This window comes from Streptomyces sp. NPDC045695, assembly GCF_056432025.1.
Genome location: NZ_JBWKJU010000003.1, coordinates 404,214 through 419,595 on the forward strand (window position 1 = coordinate 404,214; position 15,382 = coordinate 419,595).

The 15,382-nt window shown below is 73.8% G+C and carries 17 protein-coding genes; 10 read left to right on the forward strand and 7 right to left on the reverse strand.

All coding sequences use genetic code 11. The annotated features are described in order from the left end of the window. Positions 1-336 precede the first annotated feature (336 nt). Positions 337-522 carry a hypothetical protein gene (locus AC07DU_RS08160; RefSeq protein WP_360893990.1) on the reverse strand — a complete coding sequence of 62 codons (186 nt, stop codon included), beginning with the start codon at positions 520-522 and terminating at the stop codon, positions 337-339. 324 nt (positions 523-846) lie between these two features. Here AC07DU_RS08160 and AC07DU_RS08165 point away from each other — a divergent pair, with 324 nt between their 5' ends. Then, complete coding sequence (locus tag AC07DU_RS08165) at positions 847-2,913, forward strand: HelD family protein (protein ID WP_479110278.1); 2,067 nt, start codon at positions 847-849, stop codon at positions 2,911-2,913. Positions 2,914-3,154: 241 nt separating this feature from the next. On the opposite strand, the gene AC07DU_RS08170 is transcribed toward AC07DU_RS08165, so the two are convergent. Further along, positions 3,155-3,850, reverse strand: coding sequence for a copper homeostasis protein CutC (locus AC07DU_RS08170; protein ID WP_479110280.1), 696 nt, complete (start codon positions 3,848-3,850; stop codon positions 3,155-3,157). 150 nt (positions 3,851-4,000) lie between these two features. Between AC07DU_RS08170 and AC07DU_RS08175 the strand changes: the two genes are divergently transcribed. Next, positions 4,001-4,657 carry an HD domain-containing protein gene (locus AC07DU_RS08175; RefSeq protein ID WP_360893996.1) on the forward strand — a complete coding sequence of 219 codons (657 nt, stop codon included), beginning with the start codon at positions 4,001-4,003 and terminating at the stop codon, positions 4,655-4,657. 73 nt (positions 4,658-4,730) lie between these two features. After that, on the forward strand, positions 4,731-5,945 hold the full coding sequence (locus AC07DU_RS08180; RefSeq protein WP_479110441.1) for a Cmx/CmrA family chloramphenicol efflux MFS transporter: 1,215 nt from the start codon (positions 4,731-4,733) through the stop codon (positions 5,943-5,945). A gap of 56 nt (positions 5,946-6,001) precedes the next feature. Here the strand turns inward: AC07DU_RS08180 and AC07DU_RS08185 are convergent, their stop codons facing one another. Together AC07DU_RS08185 and AC07DU_RS08190 are read right to left on the reverse strand one after the other, a co-directional pair. Continuing rightward, a complete protein-coding gene (locus AC07DU_RS08185; RefSeq protein WP_360893999.1) occupies positions 6,002-6,271 on the reverse strand; it encodes a DUF4031 domain-containing protein in 270 nt (89 codons plus the stop codon). Continuing rightward, positions 6,268-6,639 carry a hypothetical protein gene (locus AC07DU_RS08190; protein WP_360894002.1) on the reverse strand — a complete coding sequence of 124 codons (372 nt, stop codon included), beginning with the start codon at positions 6,637-6,639 and terminating at the stop codon, positions 6,268-6,270. Before AC07DU_RS08190 ends, AC07DU_RS08185 begins: the two co-directional genes overlap by 4 nt. Positions 6,640-6,705: 66 nt before the next feature. On the opposite strand from AC07DU_RS08190, the gene AC07DU_RS08195 reads away from it, so the two are divergent. The 4 genes from AC07DU_RS08195 to AC07DU_RS08210 all read left to right on the forward strand — a co-directional run bounded on the left by AC07DU_RS08195 (position 6,706) and on the right by AC07DU_RS08210 (position 11,289). Beyond that, complete coding sequence (locus AC07DU_RS08195; RefSeq protein WP_479110283.1) at positions 6,706-7,764, forward strand: MurR/RpiR family transcriptional regulator; 1,059 nt, start codon at positions 6,706-6,708, stop codon at positions 7,762-7,764. Beyond that, positions 7,761-8,684 carry an N-acetylmuramic acid 6-phosphate etherase gene (murQ, locus tag AC07DU_RS08200; RefSeq protein ID WP_479110285.1) on the forward strand — a complete coding sequence of 308 codons (924 nt, stop codon included), beginning with the start codon at positions 7,761-7,763 and terminating at the stop codon, positions 8,682-8,684. The genes AC07DU_RS08195 and murQ overlap by 4 nt, the downstream gene beginning before the upstream one ends. Positions 8,685-8,729: 45 nt before the next feature. After that, positions 8,730-10,226, forward strand: a complete 1,497-nt coding sequence (locus tag AC07DU_RS08205) for a PTS transporter subunit EIIC (RefSeq protein ID WP_479028950.1) — start codon at positions 8,730-8,732, stop codon at positions 10,224-10,226. Between the two features lie 97 nt (positions 10,227-10,323). Next, positions 10,324-11,289, forward strand: coding sequence for a GNAT family N-acetyltransferase (locus AC07DU_RS08210; RefSeq protein WP_479110287.1), 966 nt, complete (start codon positions 10,324-10,326; stop codon positions 11,287-11,289). Here the strand turns inward: AC07DU_RS08210 and AC07DU_RS08215 are convergent. Together AC07DU_RS08215 and AC07DU_RS08220 are read right to left on the reverse strand one after the other, a co-directional pair. Continuing rightward, positions 11,276-11,968: a hypothetical protein gene (locus AC07DU_RS08215; RefSeq protein WP_479028952.1), complete on the reverse strand. Its 693-nt coding sequence runs from the start codon at positions 11,966-11,968 to the stop codon at positions 11,276-11,278. The two genes, AC07DU_RS08210 and AC07DU_RS08215, sit on opposite strands and share 14 nt — an antisense overlap. After that, positions 11,965-12,186, reverse strand: a complete 222-nt coding sequence (locus AC07DU_RS08220) for a hypothetical protein (protein WP_360894017.1) — start codon at positions 12,184-12,186, stop codon at positions 11,965-11,967. Before AC07DU_RS08220 ends, AC07DU_RS08215 begins: the two co-directional genes overlap by 4 nt. Positions 12,187-12,299: 113 nt before the next feature. Between AC07DU_RS08220 and AC07DU_RS08225 the strand changes: the two genes are divergently transcribed. Beyond that, positions 12,300-13,136 carry a helix-turn-helix domain-containing protein gene (locus AC07DU_RS08225; RefSeq protein WP_479110289.1) on the forward strand — a complete coding sequence of 279 codons (837 nt, stop codon included), beginning with the start codon at positions 12,300-12,302 and terminating at the stop codon, positions 13,134-13,136. Further along, positions 13,120-13,374, forward strand: a complete 255-nt coding sequence (locus tag AC07DU_RS08230) for a DUF397 domain-containing protein (RefSeq protein WP_479110291.1) — start codon at positions 13,120-13,122, stop codon at positions 13,372-13,374. The genes AC07DU_RS08225 and AC07DU_RS08230 overlap by 17 nt, the downstream gene beginning before the upstream one ends. A gap of 4 nt (positions 13,375-13,378) precedes the next feature. On the opposite strand, the gene AC07DU_RS08235 is transcribed toward AC07DU_RS08230, so the two are convergent. Further along, a complete protein-coding gene (locus AC07DU_RS08235; RefSeq protein WP_479110292.1) occupies positions 13,379-14,560 on the reverse strand; it encodes a S8 family peptidase in 1,182 nt (393 codons plus the stop codon). 370 nt (positions 14,561-14,930) lie between these two features. Here AC07DU_RS08235 and AC07DU_RS08240 point away from each other — a divergent pair, with 370 nt between their 5' ends. After that, the gene (locus AC07DU_RS08240; RefSeq protein ID WP_479110294.1) at positions 14,931-15,275 is read left to right on the forward strand and encodes a protease inhibitor I9 family protein; all 345 of its coding nucleotides are present in this window, start codon (positions 14,931-14,933) and stop codon (positions 15,273-15,275) included. Positions 15,276-15,382: the final 107 nt, after the last annotated feature.

A 15,382-nucleotide genomic window follows, 5' to 3' on the forward strand; every position in this document is an offset into this window, starting at 1 on the left:
GGCAAGCACCGGGCAGTCGCCCACAGATCCGCAGGGCGGCGGGTAGGCGGTCCGCCCGCAGGGCGGCGGGTAGGCGGCGGGAGGTCAGCAGGCAGTCGGCGGACAGTCGCCCGCAGGTCGCGGGCAGCGCCGGGACAGTGGGCGGACAAGCATCGGGCAATCGCCGGGCGGTCGCCCGCAGAGCCGCAGGCAGGCGCCGGGCGGTCGCGCCCGGAGGGCGGCGGGTAGGCGGCGGCCGTGGCGGGCAGCGGCGGGCAGGTCGTGGGCTGGCGCCCGCAGGTGCGCGGGCAGGCGCCGGGGGGCAGCCCGCAGGGCGGCGGGTACGCGGCGGCCGGGTTAGCGGCGTATGACGCCGGCGTCTTCCGCGTATTCGCCCAGGACGACGACGCTTACGGCGGCCGCCGCGAAGACCTTGGCGGCGCGCAGGACGCCGCCGAAGCCGTGGCCCGGGCGGGAGTCGGAGAGGGCTGTGGCGCCGCGAGGGCGGCCGCCCTGGATCGGGGTGAAGGTTGCGGTGCTCATGAATCCATGGTGCGTGCGCGGCCCGCCCGTCGCATCGCTCTGCGGGCGGAACATCAAGGCCTCCCGCCTCCTCCTCCCGGCCCATGCCACCCCCTAGTGGCTCTGCCGCAGGTATCACACCCCCGGGTATGACACCCGTACGGAGGTCCCGGTCGGGAGGGACTCGCGACCCCCCTGCCGCGCCCGGAATTCATTCGCGCAGCCCCGTCGGCGTGGCTAGAATCTCCGCTCTTGCCGCCTCCCGCCGCCTCATCGGGGAGAGCCGCCCACCGGCCGGAAACCGGCGGGCCATCTGTTCCGCACCCAGCAGCTGGAGGCAGTCCCGTGCCCGCGCACGCCCCCGAGACCACGCACGACGACCCGCTCGCCCGCGAGCGGGCCCACCTGACCGCCTCCCGCTCCGCGCTGCGCGCCATGCGCGCGGACGTCGAGTCCCTCGACATCCGCGACGTCACCGCGAACTGGGTCAACGCGGCCGTCCTGAAGGCCCAGATCGACGACCGCATCAAGGCGCTCGCCGACCTCGCCCACACCCCGCTCTTCTTCGGCCGCCTGAACTATCTGCACGCCCCCGGCCGCGCGGAGCCCGAGGCAGCCAATGGGCCCCTGTACATCGGCCGTCGTCACGTCCACGACGCCGACGGCGACCCGATGGTCATCGACTGGCGCGCGCCCGTCTCGCAGCCGTTCTACCGGGCCTCCAGGACCGACCCGCAGGACGTCGCGCTGCGCCGCCGCTTCGGCTACACCGGCGGCGAGCTGACGGCGTACGAGGACGAGCACCTCTGCGACCCCTCCGAGGCCGCCGCCGTCAGCAAGCTGCTCCAGCAGGAGATCGAGCGCCCGCGCGTCGGCCCCATGCGGGACATCGTCGCGACGATCCAGCCCGAGCAGGACGAGATCGTCCGCTCCGGCCTGTCCGGCTCCGTCTGCGTGCAGGGCGGCCCCGGCACCGGGAAGACGGCCGTGGGCCTGCACCGGGTCGCGTACCTGCTGTACGCGCACCGCGACCGCCTCGCCCGCACCGGCACGCTCGTCATCGGGCCGAACCGTTCCTTCCTGCACTACATCGAGCAGGTCCTGCCCGCCCTGGGCGAGCTGGAGGTCAAGCAGGCCACCGTCGACGACCTGGTCGCCCGCGAGGGCCTGGAGGTACGCGACACGGACCCGGCCGAAACCGCCGTGGTCAAGGGCGACGCCCGGATGGCGCAGGTGCTGCGCCGCGCGGTCCGCTCCCATGTGACGGCGCCCACCGAGCCGCTCATGGTGGTGCGCGGCTCGCGCCGCTGGCGGGTGCCCGCGTACGAGCTGGCCGAGATCGTCGAGGAGCTCCAGGTCCGCGACATCCGCTACGGCGCCGCCCGCGAGGCCCTGCCGCAGCGGATCGCGCACGCGGTGCTCGTACGGATGGAGCAGGCGGGCGAGGCCCCCGACGACCGGGTGCAGGACGCGGTGGCCCGGGGCGCGGCGGTGAAGGCGGCGGTGAAGGAGATCTGGCCGCCGGTCGACCCGGCGAAGCTGGTGCTGCGGCTCCTGTCCGACCCCGATTTCCTGGCCGCCCATGCGGACGGCCTCCTCTCGGACGACGAGCAGAAGCTCCTGCTGTGGCCGAAGCCCTTCCGGAGCGTGAAGTCCGCGAAGTGGTCGGCGGCGGACCTGGTCCTGATCGACGAGGCGGCCGACCTGGTGGAGCGGACGCATTCGCTGGGCCATGTGGTCCTCGACGAGGCGCAGGACCTGTCGCCGATGCAGTACCGGGCGGTGGGACGGCGCTGCACGACGGGCTCGGCGACGGTACTGGGAGACCTCGCGCAGGGCACCACCCCGTGGGCCACGCGCAGCTGGGACGAGGCCCTCGCGCACCTGGGCAAGCCGCAGGCGGTGGTGGAGGAGCTGACGGCCGGTTTCCGCGTGCCGCGCGAGGTGATCGCGTACGCCTCCCGGCTGCTGCCGTCGATCTCCCCGGGGCTGGCCCCGGTCTCCTCGGTCCGCGAGGCGCCGGGGTCGCTGCGGATCTCGCCGACCACCTCCGCCGACCTGACGGTGGAGGTGGTCGAGGCCTGCCGTGCCTCCCTGGCCCACGAGGGCTCGATCGGCCTGATCGCGGCGGACGCGCGCATCCCGGTGCTGGCCGATGCCCTGCGGGCGGCGGGGCTGGCGTACCTGTCGCCCGGCGAGGAGACGACGGCGGAGTCCCGGCTGACCCTGGTGCCGGCCTCCTTGGCCAAGGGCCTGGAGTACGACCACGTGGTCCTGGACGAGCCCGCGGCGATCGTCGACGGCGAGCCGGACGAGCGGACGGGCCTGCGCCGCCTGTACGTCTGCCTCACCCGCGCTGTCTCGGGCCTGACCCTGCTCCACGCGGCCCCGCTCCCGCAGGCGCTGGCCTGACGGCCGGGGTCGGAGCCTGGCCTGCCCGCCCGGGGCCGGGGGCGCTGACCTGACCGCCCGAGCTCGGAGCTTTGCCTGCCCGCCGAGGGTCGGGGCGCTGCCCCCGAACCCCCGCTCCTCAAACGCCGGAGGGGCTGGATATGCGCTGGCCCAAGACCGCCCGCCACGCGGCGGCCGCCGCGGCCGAGACGGGCCGCCCGCGAACCCCCGCCCGGAGGGGCTGGATATGCGCTGACCAGGCCTAGCCCAGCGCGGCCCGCCACTCCGCGACCGCATCCGCCGAGACCGGGCGGTTCCACCCGGAGGGGCGGGCCGCGCCGCCGATGTGGAAGGCGTCGATGCCCGCCCCGCGCAGCCGCGGCAGGTGCGCGAGCGTGAGGCCGCCGCCGACCAGGATGCGCGCCCGGTACCCCGGCTCGCCCTGCCGCGCCGCCTCGGCCAGCAGCACCGGCAGGCCCTCGTCGACCCCGGCCGCCGACCCGGCCGTCAGGTACGTGTCCAGCCCGGGCAGATCCGCCAGGGCCTTGCGCAGCTGGTCGCGGTCCGCCGCGCGGTCGATCGCCCGGTGGAAGGTCCAGGCGCAGCCGTCCAGCTCCGCCAGGACCGTCTCGACCGCGGCCAGGTCCGGGCTGCCGTCCGGGGTCAGGAAGCCGAGGACGAACTCCCGCGCCCCCTCCGCCCGCAGCTCCCGCGCCGCCCGGACCAGTGCGGCGACCGCGTCGGCGTCGCCCGCCGCGAAGCCGTCGGACAGGCGGAGCATCACGCGCAGCGGGATGTCGACCGCGGCCCGGATCGCCGCGAAGGTCTCGCGCGACGGGGTCAGCCCGTCGGCGGCGATGTCGGTGACCAGCTCCAGTCGGTCCGCCCCACCGGCCTGGGCCGCGACCGCGTCCTCCACGTCGAGGGCGATCACCTCCAGGAGCGCACGGTTGCTCATTCGTTGCCGTCCTTCGTCGTCCGGTAGGGACATTGGGTCTGTCGGAATGGGTCTTCGAAATAGGTCTTGAAATAGGTCTAGTCCAATATCCAGGGTACGGGGCTCCTCCCGCCCTTCACCAGCACAATCACGCCACCCCACAATGTGCCCATGGACACAGGCACCCCGCACACCGACACCGCGCGGCTCCACGCCCGTTGGCGGGCGACCGTCACCGCCGCCGGCGCCCCCGCCGACCGCGATCCCGCCCCCTACGCCGAGCGCCTCCTCACCGCCTGGGCGGAGCCCCAGCGCCGCTACCACACCACCGCGCACCTGGCCGACGTACTGGCGCGGATCGACGTCCTGGCGCCGCACGCCGAGGACCCGGCCGCCGTCGAGCTGGCGGCCTGGTTCCACGACGCCGTCTACCGCCCCGACCGCTCCGAGAACGAGGAGCGCAGCGCCGCCCTGGCCGAGCGCGCCCTGCCCGAGCTGGGCATCGGCCCCGCCCGCACCGCCGAAGTGGCCCGCCTGGTCCGGCTCACCGTCACCCACGACCCCGCCCCCGGCGACACGAACGGCGAGGCCCTGTGCGACGCCGACCTGGCCGTCCTGGCCGGGCCGCCGGACGCCTACGCCGCCTACGCCGCCGCCGTCCGCGCCGAGTACGGCTTCGTCCCCGACGACGCCTTCCGCGCCGGCCGCGCCGCCGTCCTGCGCCAGCTGCTCGACCTGCCCCGGCTCTTCCGCACCCCCTACGGCGCCACGCACTGGGAGGCCCCGGCCCGGGCCAACCTCAGCGCGGAGCTCTCCGGCCTGTCCTGACATGCGGGGAATGTGATCGCGCACGCCGTGGTTGGAGACAGTCATGCCCGCTGATGCCGTACGCCGTCCCCGCATGCCCGTCGCCGTCTACATCCTCGGCCTCTCCGTCTTCGCGCTCGGCACCAGCGAATTCATGCTCTCCGGGCTGCTGCCGCCCATCGCCGACGACATGGACGTGACCATCCCGCAGGCCGGCCTGCTGATATCGGCCTTCGCGATCGGCATGGTCGTCGGAGCGCCGCTGCTCGCCGTGGCCACCCTGCGCCTGCCGCGCCGCACCACCCTCATCGCGCTGATCAGCCTCTTCGGCCTCGGACAGGTCGCGGGCGCGCTGGCCCCCTCCTACGAGCTCCTCTTCGCCTCCCGCGTGGTCTCCGCCCTGGCCTGCGCCGGCTTCTGGGCCGTCGGCGCGGCCGTCGCCATCGCCATGGTCGACAAGGACCAGCGGGCCCGCGCGATGGCCGTCATGATCGGCGGCCTGTCCATCGCCAACGTCCTGGGCGTCCCCGCCGGCGCCTTCCTCGGCGAGCACCTGGGCTGGCGCTCCGCGTTCTGGTCGGTCGGGGCGGCCTCCGCGGTCGCCCTCGTCGGCATCCTCGCGCTGATCCCGAAGATCCCGCTGCCCACCGAGAAGCCCTCCCTGGGCCGCGAGCTGCGCATCTACCGCGACCGCCAGGTGTGGCTCGCCATCGGCATCACGGCGCTGGCCGCGGGCGGCGTCTTCTGCGCCTTCAGCTACCTCTCACCGCTGCTCACGGACGTGGCCGGGCTCGACTCCCGCTGGGTCCCCTGGATCCTCGCCCTCTTCGGCGTCGGCGCGCTCGTCGGCACCACCGTCGGGGGCCGGGTCGCGGACGCGCACCTGTTCGGCGTGATGATCTGGGGCATCACCGCCTCGACGGTCTTCCTGACGGCACTCGCCCTGCTCGCGTCCGCCCAGGTTGCGGCGGTCGCCCTGTCCTTCCTGCTCGGCGTCTCGGCCTTCTTCACCGCCCCCGCCCTCAACGCCCGCATGTTCAACGTCGCGGGCGCCGCCCCGACCCTGGCCGGAGCCACCACCACGGCCGCGTTCAACCTGGGCAACACCGGCGGCCCCTGGCTCGGCGGCACGGTCATCGACGCGGGCCTCGGCTTCTCCGCCACCGCCTGGGCGGGCGCCGCCATGACCTTCACCGCGATCACCCTCACGGCCCTGGCCCTGCGCCTGGACCGCCGTACGCACCCCCGCGTGACCCGCGTGGTCGCCTCGGGCCCGGCCACGGCGGCGCAGGAAACGGCGCGCGCCTGAGCCGTCCTGAGGGGTCCTGAGCCGTCCTGAGCGGTCCTGAGCGGTCCTCAAGCCGTCTACACCTGCGGGCGGCCCTTCGGGCGGCGCAGCCCCGCCTCCGTGATGCGGCGGACGAGTTCCTTGCTGCCGATCTCCACCGCGCCCGCGGCGACCGCGTCGGCGTACCGGTACGAGGGCACGTCGTAGTGGTCCCGCTCGAAGGCCCGCGGCGGGCAGCCGATGCTCGCGGCGAAGGCGTGCAGCTCCTCGTACGAGACGTCGCTGACCAGGTGCGACCACATGCGGCCGTGGCCCGGCCAGGTCGGCGGGTCTATGTAGACGGTCACCGGTGCAGGACCGGGCCGAGGCCGCCGACCGCCGCCACCTTCACGCCCGCCTCCGAGCACACCCAGTGCGGGTCGGGTCCGAGTTCCGGCTCGACGTCCAGCGCGTGCGGCTCGCCGTGGGCGCAGACCGGGCAGAGCGGCCAGCGCCCGTACTTGTGCAGCAGCGCGTCCTGCACGTCCTGGGCGACGAGTCCGGGAAGGTAGTCGACCCCGTCCGGCCACTGCTCCACCCACCACCGGCGGTGCGTGACCGAGTCCTCGACGAGGGAGACGACATCGGCCTCGGCGACCTCACCGGCGGCGAGATCGGCGAGAACCAGTGCACGGGCGACATGCAGCGCCTGTTCCAGGGGGGTCGCGTGGTCCATGGGGCCATTGTGGACCCGACCCAATGGCGGATTGCCCGCGCGCACGCCTGAAAATAGATTTCACAGGTGAGCAGGAAAGCGAAGGAAACGTCCAAACCGGCCGATCCCGCCCCTCGCGGCCCCGGCGGGCAGCTCCCGCCGTCCCCCTCCGCGCTCCCGGCCCGCATCCGCGCCCTCGCCCCCTCCCTGACCCGTTCCGCGCAGGCCGTCGCCCACGCCGTCGCCTCCGATCCGGCGGGCTGTGCCCGGCTCACCGTCACCGCCCTCGCGCAGCGCACCGGCACCAGCGAGGCGACCGTCGTCCGCACCGCCCGCCTCCTCGGCTACGCCGGCTACCGCGACCTGCGCCTCGCCCTCGCGGCCCTGGCCGCCCTCGCCACCCGGCCGGAATCCGTGCCGCAATCCGTGCCGCAATCCGGCGCCGCGCCCGCGCCCGCACCCCCACCCGGTGTCCCCGTCGACGCGGCCGCCGTCACCGTCGGCATAGCCGTCGACGACCCCCTCGCCGACGTCGTCGCCAAGCTGGCCCACGAGGGGGCGCGGACCCTCACCGACACCGCCGCCGGGCTCGACCTCACCCAGCTGGCCGCCGCCGTCACCGCCCTCGCCACCGCCCGCCGCATCGACGTCTACGGCGTCGGTGCCTGCGCCCTCGTCGGCCAGGACCTCGCCCAGAAGCTGCTGCGCATCGGTGTGGTCGCCCACGCCCACAGCGATCCGCAGCTGGCCGTCACGGGCGCCGTCCAGCTGGGTCCCGGCGACGTGGCCGTCGCCCTCACCCACTCCGGCGCCACGGACGACGACGACGTGATCGAGCCGCTGCGCACCGCCTCCGCACGCGGCGCCACCACCATCGCCCTCACGGCCCGCCCGGACAGCCCGGTCACCCGCCACGCCGACCTCGTCCTGACCACCCCCGCCACCCGCGAGACCCGGCTGCGCCCGGCCGCCCTGGCCGGCCGGACCGGCCAGCTCCTCGTCACCGACTGCCTGTTCGTCGGCGTGGCGCAACGGACGTACGAGCGGGCCGCCCCCGCCCTCGCCGCCACCCACGAGGCCCTCGCCCACCGCCACCGCCACCACCCCAGCCGCACCCCCCACCCCGACCCCCAGGAGCCTGCATGACCGCGTACGCCGAACTGCGCGCCCAGCTCGCCACCCTCACCACCGAGGCCTTCCGCCCCGAACTCGCCGAGATCGACCGGCTCTCCACCCTCGACATCGCCCGCACCATGAACGCCGAGGACGCCACCGTCCCGGCCGCCGTCGCCCGCCAGCTGCCGCGGATCGCCGCCGCGATCGACGCCATCGCGCCACGGATGGCCCGCGGCGGGCGGCTGGTCTACGCGGGCGCCGGTACCGCCGGCCGGATGGGCGTCCTGGACGCCAGCGAGTGCCCGCCCACCTTCAACACCGACCCCGCCCAGGTCATCGGCCTGATCGCGGGCGGCCCCGGCGCGATGGTGCGGTCCGTCGAGGGCGCCGAGGACTCCGCGGAGCTGGCGGCCGAGGACCTGAGCTCGCTCGGCATCGGCCCGGACGACACCGTCATCGGCATCTCCGCCTCCGGCCGCACCCCGTACGCGATCGGCGCCGTCGCGTCCGCCCGTACGCACGGCGCGCTCACCGTGGGCCTGTCCTGCAACGCCGGTTCCGCGCTCGCGGCCGCCGCCGAGCACGGCATCGAGGTCGTCGTCGGGCCCGAACTGCTCACCGGTTCCACCCGCCTGAAGGCGGGCACCGCCCAGAAGCTCGTCCTCAACCTCATCTCGACGATCACGATGATCCGTCTGGGCAAGACGTACGGGAACCTCATGGTCGACATGCGCTCCTCGAACGAGAAGCTGCGCGCCCGCGCCCGCCGCATCGTGGCGCTGGCCACCGGCGCACCCGACGAGGAGATCGAGGCCGCGCTGAGCGCCACGGACGGCGAGGTCAAGAACGCCGTCCTCGTCATCCTCGGCGGTGTCGACGGCCGCCGAGCCGCCGAACTCCTCAGCGCCTCGGGGGGCCACCTGCGCGCCGCCCTCGCCAAGACCGGCTGACAGACCCGCTGCCTCCTCTCCCCCTACGGCAAAGGCGACCCCACCATGTCCACGGACCCGAACCGCGCCACCGCCGCCGCGATCCTCCCCCTGGTCGGCGGCCCGGACAACATCACCTCGATCGCGCACTGCATGACCCGTCTACGCATCGGCCTGCGGGACCGCTCGCTCGTCGACGACGAGGCCCTGCGCGCCCTCCCGGCGGTCCTGGGCGTGGTCGAGGACGACACCTACCAGATCGTGCTGGGCCCGGGCGCGGTCGCCCGCGTGACCCCGCAGTTTGAGGCTCTGGTCCAGGAACGCCGCTCACCGGCCGCCCCTGCCACCCCGCATCCGCACCCGCACCCGGTCACGGCCGACCGACTGGCGGACCGGGGCGCCGCGTTGAAGGAGGCGCAGAAGGCACGCAACTCCACCCCCTTCAAACTGTTCCTGCGGCGCCTCGCGAACATCTTCGTCCCGCTCATCCCCGCACTGATCGGCTGCGGCATCATCGCGGGCCTGGGCGGCATGCTCACCAACCTCGGCTGGCTGCCCGCCGTCGTCCCGGCCCTGGCCGCCATCGCCTCCGGCTTCCTGTCGCTGATCGCCGTGTTCGTCGGCCACAACACGGCCAAGGAGTTCGGCGGCACGCCCGTGCTGGGCGGCGCGGTCGCCGCGATCATCGTCTTCCCCGGCGTCGCCAAGATCGACGCCTTCGGTCACTCCCTCTCGCCCGGGCAGGGCGGCGTCCTCGGCGCGCTCGCCGCCGCCCTGCTCGCCGTGCACGTGGAGAAGTGGTGCCGCCGGTGGGTCCCGGAGGTCCTGGACGTCCTGGTCACCCCCACCCTGACGGTCCTGATCCCGGGCCTGGTCACCCTCTTCGGCCTGATGTTCCTCGCCGGTGAGGCCTCCGCCGCCATCGGTGCCTTCGCCAACCGGCTGCTCGACACCGGCGGCGCCTTCGCGGGCCTGGTCCTCGGCGGGCTGTTCCTGCCCCTCGTCATGCTGGGCCTGCACCAGGCGCTGATCCCCCTGCACACCACCCTCATCGATCAGTCCGGCCACACCGTCCTGCTCCCCATCCTCGCCATGGCGGGCGCGGGCCAGGTCGGCGCGGCCATCGCCGTCTACTACCGGCTGCCGCGCAACCGCTCGCTCCGCGCCACCATCAAGTCCGCGCTCCCGGCGGGCTTCCTGGGCGTCGGCGAACCGCTGATCTACGGCGTCTCCCTGCCACTCGGCCGCCCCTTCGTCACCGCCTGCGTGGGCGGCGCGGCGGGCGGCGCCTTCGTCGGCCTCTTCCACCAGCTCGGCCTGTCCTTCGGCTCCACGGCCATCGGGCCCTCCGGCTGGGCCCTGTTCCCCCTCCTGGACGGCACGTCGGGCATGGGCGCCACCGTCGCCGTCTATGCGGGCGGCCTGACCGTGGGCTACCTCGTGGGCTTCGCCGCCACCTACTTCTTCGGCTTCACCAGCCAGATGCTGGCCGACCTGAACACCGACCCGGACCCCACCCCGGACGCGGTGGCCGAACCCGACAAGGCCCCGGCCCTGACGTAGAGCCCCGGCCCTGGCCTGAAGCCCCCCTTGGCCGAAATCCCCCGCCCCTGCCCTCACCGATTGGCCGGTGGGGAGCGGCGCGCACGATGCTGTGCCCATGCTGCTCCCCACCGAAGCCCTCGCCCGCGCCACCCTCTTCGAGGTCATACGCCTCGACCCCGTACCCCCCGGCCACGACGAACCCCACCCGGGCAAGCCGGTCGCCGTCTGGTCACCGGCCGAGGCGCAGCCGGCCCTCGCCCTGATCGCCGCCCTGCCGCGCAGCGCACCGCACCGCTGCGACCAGCATCCCGGCTGGGCGATCCGCGCCTACCGCGACGCACTCGAACCCCCGCTGTTCGAGGCGCGGTTCTGCTTCGACTGCCACGAGGCCCGCCTCCACGGCCCGGCCGTCCCGCCCGAGCTGACCCGGCAGTTCTTCCGCCCCGACGGCCCCGAGGGCCGCGCCCTCCTGGCCCGGTTCCGCGCCTGCGAGCCCATACCCGCGGTCGTGCCCGCCGGCCGGATGTCCTCCCTGCCCCAGCCCGAGCTCGCCCTCCCCGGCCGGATGCTGCTGCGGCCCTGGGAGACGTACGACGCCCCCTCACTGGTCGCGGCCTGCAAGGACCCCGACATCCAGCACTGGAACCGCCCCGGCCACCGCACCCTGGCGGAGGCCGAGGACCGCATCGCGCGGTTCCGCGGCCTCTGGCAGGCGGAGGAGGCCGCTATCTGGGCGATCGCCCCCGCCACCGGCGGCCCGGCCGTCGGCCTGATCGGCGTAGCCGACCTCGATCTCCGCGGCGGCAGCGGCGAAATCCTCTACTGGCTGCTCCCCGCCGGACGCGGCAAACGGCTCATGGTCACGGCCACGGACCTCATCGGCCGCTGGGCCTTCGACGAACTCGGCCTCCAGCGCGTGCGCATCACCCACTCGGTGGCCAACCCCGCCTCCTGCGCCATCGCCACCAAGGCCGGATTCCCCCTGGAGGGCACCATGCGCGGCGCCCTCCTCCACGCGGACGGCTGGCACGACGAGCACCTCCACGCCCGTCTGCGCACGGACGTGGTCAGCCGCCCGTGACGACCTCACGCCGAGGGACGGCGGCCGCGGTCCGCAGGAACCGCACCAGGTCGTCCTCGCTGTAGCCGAGCTTGGGCCCGCGCTCGGCCGCCATCAGCAGCAGCTGGCCGACGATCTCCGCGCCCCAGCCGTCCGTACCGTCCGCCGCCCACTCCCCCAGCTTCTCGATGCCCAGGTCGTTCATGAGCAGGCCGTGCTCCTGCCGGATCTCCCGGCAGGTCTCGGCGACCGCGTCCAGGAGCCGCGCTCCGGGCCGCTCGCAGCGCAGCGCGAAGTACCCACCGACCTCCTCGGGCGAACACCCTCGCGGAGGACGCGCCTTGAGGCTTTCATAGCGCACGTCGTCGAACTCCGGGCACTCCTGCACCGGGCAGTGGATCAGCGTGAACCGCTGCCACCCCGGCGGCGGAGGCGGCAGCGGCCGCCACGCCGTCAGGCCGAACGCCTCGTGCACGAGGGCCGTCGCCTCGTCCGCGGTCTCGGCCGACCGCGTCTCGCGCCGCTCCCCGTCATCCCCGACGGCGGTGAACAGCCCCCCGCCCCCCGCCGCGCGCCGCACGCGCACAGCAGGCCCCATGCCCTTGCGCCGCCACGCACCGCCGACCAGGGCCGTCTCCAGCCCCCGCAGCTTCCAGCCCAGTTCGAAGGCGAACTCCGCCGCCTGCAGCGCCTCGCTCACGCGCCGGCCGCCCGCTCGTGCAGAACGGCGGCGAGGCGGAGCGCGGTGTCCAGGTTGCAGCGGCCGAGCTCGACCAACGGCAGCCCGTACGAGCCCGCGGCCGAGACCCGCTCCACGTCCAGCGAGGGGAAGCAGACGCCGACCCCGGCGAGGGACTCCCTCAGCTGCTGGACGGCCTCCTCAGCCGCCTGCATGCGCTCCTGTGGCGTGAGCACCATGACATGTCACCTTTCTACTCTGAGTATCCGACTTCGACACTCAGAGTGGCGACCCGCTCGCTAGCCTTTCAATGCGAAACCCGCAACAACCCCACGTGTTCCAGGGAGTTGCCATGGCAGGAAAAGACCTCGACCCCTCCACCTCACCCCGCGCCCTCCTCGGCGCCGAACTCCGCGTGGCGCGCGAGCGCGCCGGCATGAGTCAGGCCGAGTTGGGAGAACCCCTCTTCGTGAGCGGCTCGTTCATCGGCCAGCTCGAAGCCGGCACCCGCCGGATGCACCTCGAATACGCCCGCAAGATCGACGAAATCCTCGGCACGGGAGGCTTCTTCACCCGCAACTGCGAGGCGGCGGCGAAGTCCAAGTACCCGGACCACTTCGCGGCTGCAGCCGAGGCGGAGGCGCTGGCGACCGAGATCCGGGAGTACGCGCCCCAGCTGATCCCCGGACTGCTCCAGACGGAGGCGTACGCGCGGGAAGTATTTCGCGCCTACCATCCGACAGCGACAGAAGAGACCATCGACGATCTGGTCGCGAACCGGCTGGCCAGGGCCTCGTTGCTCAACGATCCAACTACACCACTGTTTTGGTGTGTCCTCGACGAGGCGGTTCTTCGCCGCCCTGGGGACAACCCGACGGTATTGGCCGAAGGCCTACGTCACATCGCGAGGTTGATGCGGACGCACCGCGTCATCGTGCAGGTACTGCCGTTCAGCGCCGGCCCCCATTCGGCCATGGAAGGCTCCCTCAAGTTGATGTCCTTCGACGACGCTCCCCCGCTCACGTATGTGCAAGGAATGGGTACGGGCCAGCTCTTCGATGATCCGGCCACGGTCACCCAACACACCCTGGCCTACGATCTCCTCACGGCCAACGCGCTGTCACCGCGCAAGTCCCTGGCCCTGATCGAGTCGGTGGCGGAGGAATACGAACATGACCAGCACGCCTGAGTACGACCTGTCGGCAGCCGTGTGGCACAAGTCCAGCTATAGCGGCGGCAGTGGCGGCGACTGCCTGGAGATGGCCACTTGGCGGAAGTCCACGTACAGCGACGCCAGCGGCGGCAGCTGCCTCGAAGTCGCCGACGGCCACCCCGACCTCGTCCCCGTCCGGGACTCCAAGCAGCCCGAAGGCCCGCACGTCGTGTTCCACGCACGGGCCTGGGCGACCTTCGTCGCGACGCTCTGACGGGTCAGATCCCGCCGGTGAACAGCAGCTGGTTCGGGCTGCCCTTGCTGACGCTGGTCAGGACGTCCTTGGTGGACTCGCCGTCGAGGAATTCGGCGATCTCCGCCGGGGCCGCCGTCGGGTGTGCCTGCTTGTAGAGGGCGGCGACACCGGCGACGTGCGGCGCGGCCATCGACGTACCGTCGAGGGCCACGCTGCCGCCGCCGAGCTTCGCGGAGACGACGGCCTGGCCGGGCGCGTAGAGGGACACGCACGGGCCGAAGTTGGAGAAGAAGGTCTCCTCGTCCCACTGGTTGGATGCGGCGACTGTGACCACGCGCGCGGCGGACGCGGGCGAGACGCCGCACGCGTCCTGCGCGGAGTTGCCCGCCGCGATCACCGGCAGGACACCCGCGTCGGACAGGGCGGTCGCGGCGTCGTTCACCGCGTCCGACTTGTCCCCTCCGAGGGAGCCGTTCAGCACGGCGGGCTGCTTGGCGTTCTTCGCCACCCAGTCCAGGCCCGCGATGATCCCGGACAAGGTGCCCGTGCCGTCGCAGCCCAGGACGCGGACGCTGACCAGGTTCGCCTTGCGCGCCACGCCGTACGTCGCGCCCGCGACCGTGCCCGCGACGTGGGTGCCGTGGCCCTGGCAGTCCTGGCCGTCGCGGCCGTCACCGACCGCGTCGTAGCCGAAGGTGGCACGGCCGCCGAATTCGGCGTGCTGGTAGTCGATGCCGGTGTCGAGGATGTACGCGGTCACCCCGGCGCCATTGCCCTGGGTGGTGAAGCTCTGGTCGAGTGGCAGGCCCTTCTGGTCGATGCGGTCCTGGCCCCAGGAATTCGACGGAGCGCGCGTCGCCCCGACGGTCGGCATCGGCGGGGCCTGGACCGAGGCGTCCTCCTCCACCTTCTCCACACCCAGGCTGTTGCGGACGAGCGTCAGCTCCAGCGAGGTGAGCGGGACCGCGAATCCGTTCATCGCCGCCGTGTAGACGAACGACGGCTTCAGGCCCAGCTTCTTCGCGGCCTTCGCCGCGTCCTGGTCCTCCGCGAGGGTCACGATGTACTTGCCGGGCACCGCATGGGCCGCCGTGATCAGCGGGGCCGGGGCCGCGGGCGGCTCCGGGGCGGCGGAGGCCGTGCCGACCGCGGCCGGGGTCACGGCGAGGAGGGCGGCGGTGGCCAGGCGTGCGAGCAGGCGCATGGAAGGACTCCCTGACGGGGGTGGAAGGTCGGCATGGCTGAGCCGCCCCCACGGCGAGGAACGCTCTGTGGGGACGGCCACCCTTTCCTTCGGGCGCCCCTTCGGCGCTGCTTGAACCATCCCGCCCATCTGGCCGATCACCCGCGGGCTCGTCAACACGCCCAGTCGCACGAGCTGCAGAGACGCTCATCCCCGTGCCGTCAAGGCCGCGCCCGCGCGGGCCGGGGCCGCGCGGGCGCGGCGGACCCCGCCAAGATCACCCGTACGGCCCGCCCCCACTTCAGCGGGCGCACAGCCGGTGCGCTTCCAGTGCCCCGCCACACCCCCGGACGTCGTTGACCGGCCCGGCCGCACGTGGTCGCCTCACCCCATGCGCAATCGACCGAGCTGGGCCCTGCCGACGGCCGTCGCCGCCGCCGCACTGGCCGCCGTAGCCGCCCTGCCCGCCCACGCCTCCACCACCCCGCCCGCTCCCGCCCCTCAGGCGGCCCCGGCCGCCGACTGGCCGACGTACATCGTGGCCGTGCGCCCCGGTCTCGACCCGGCCGTCGTCGCGCAGGCGTACGGGCTCACCCCGATCCACGTCTACCGCAGCGCGATGAACGGCTTCGCGGCCCGCCTCTCCCCCGAGCAGGCCGAGGCCCTGCGGGGGGCCGCACTCGTGGAGTCGGTCGAGGAGGACGGCACCGCGTCCTCCTTCGGCGCAGCCGTCTAGCCGACCATCCGGCGGGGCGCTCTCAACTCCCCCGGTGTTGCGGCGCGCCCCGTCGTGTGGTGATCGGGTGAAGTGGTCGGCTCACCCGCCGAGGGGACTTCGCCCGC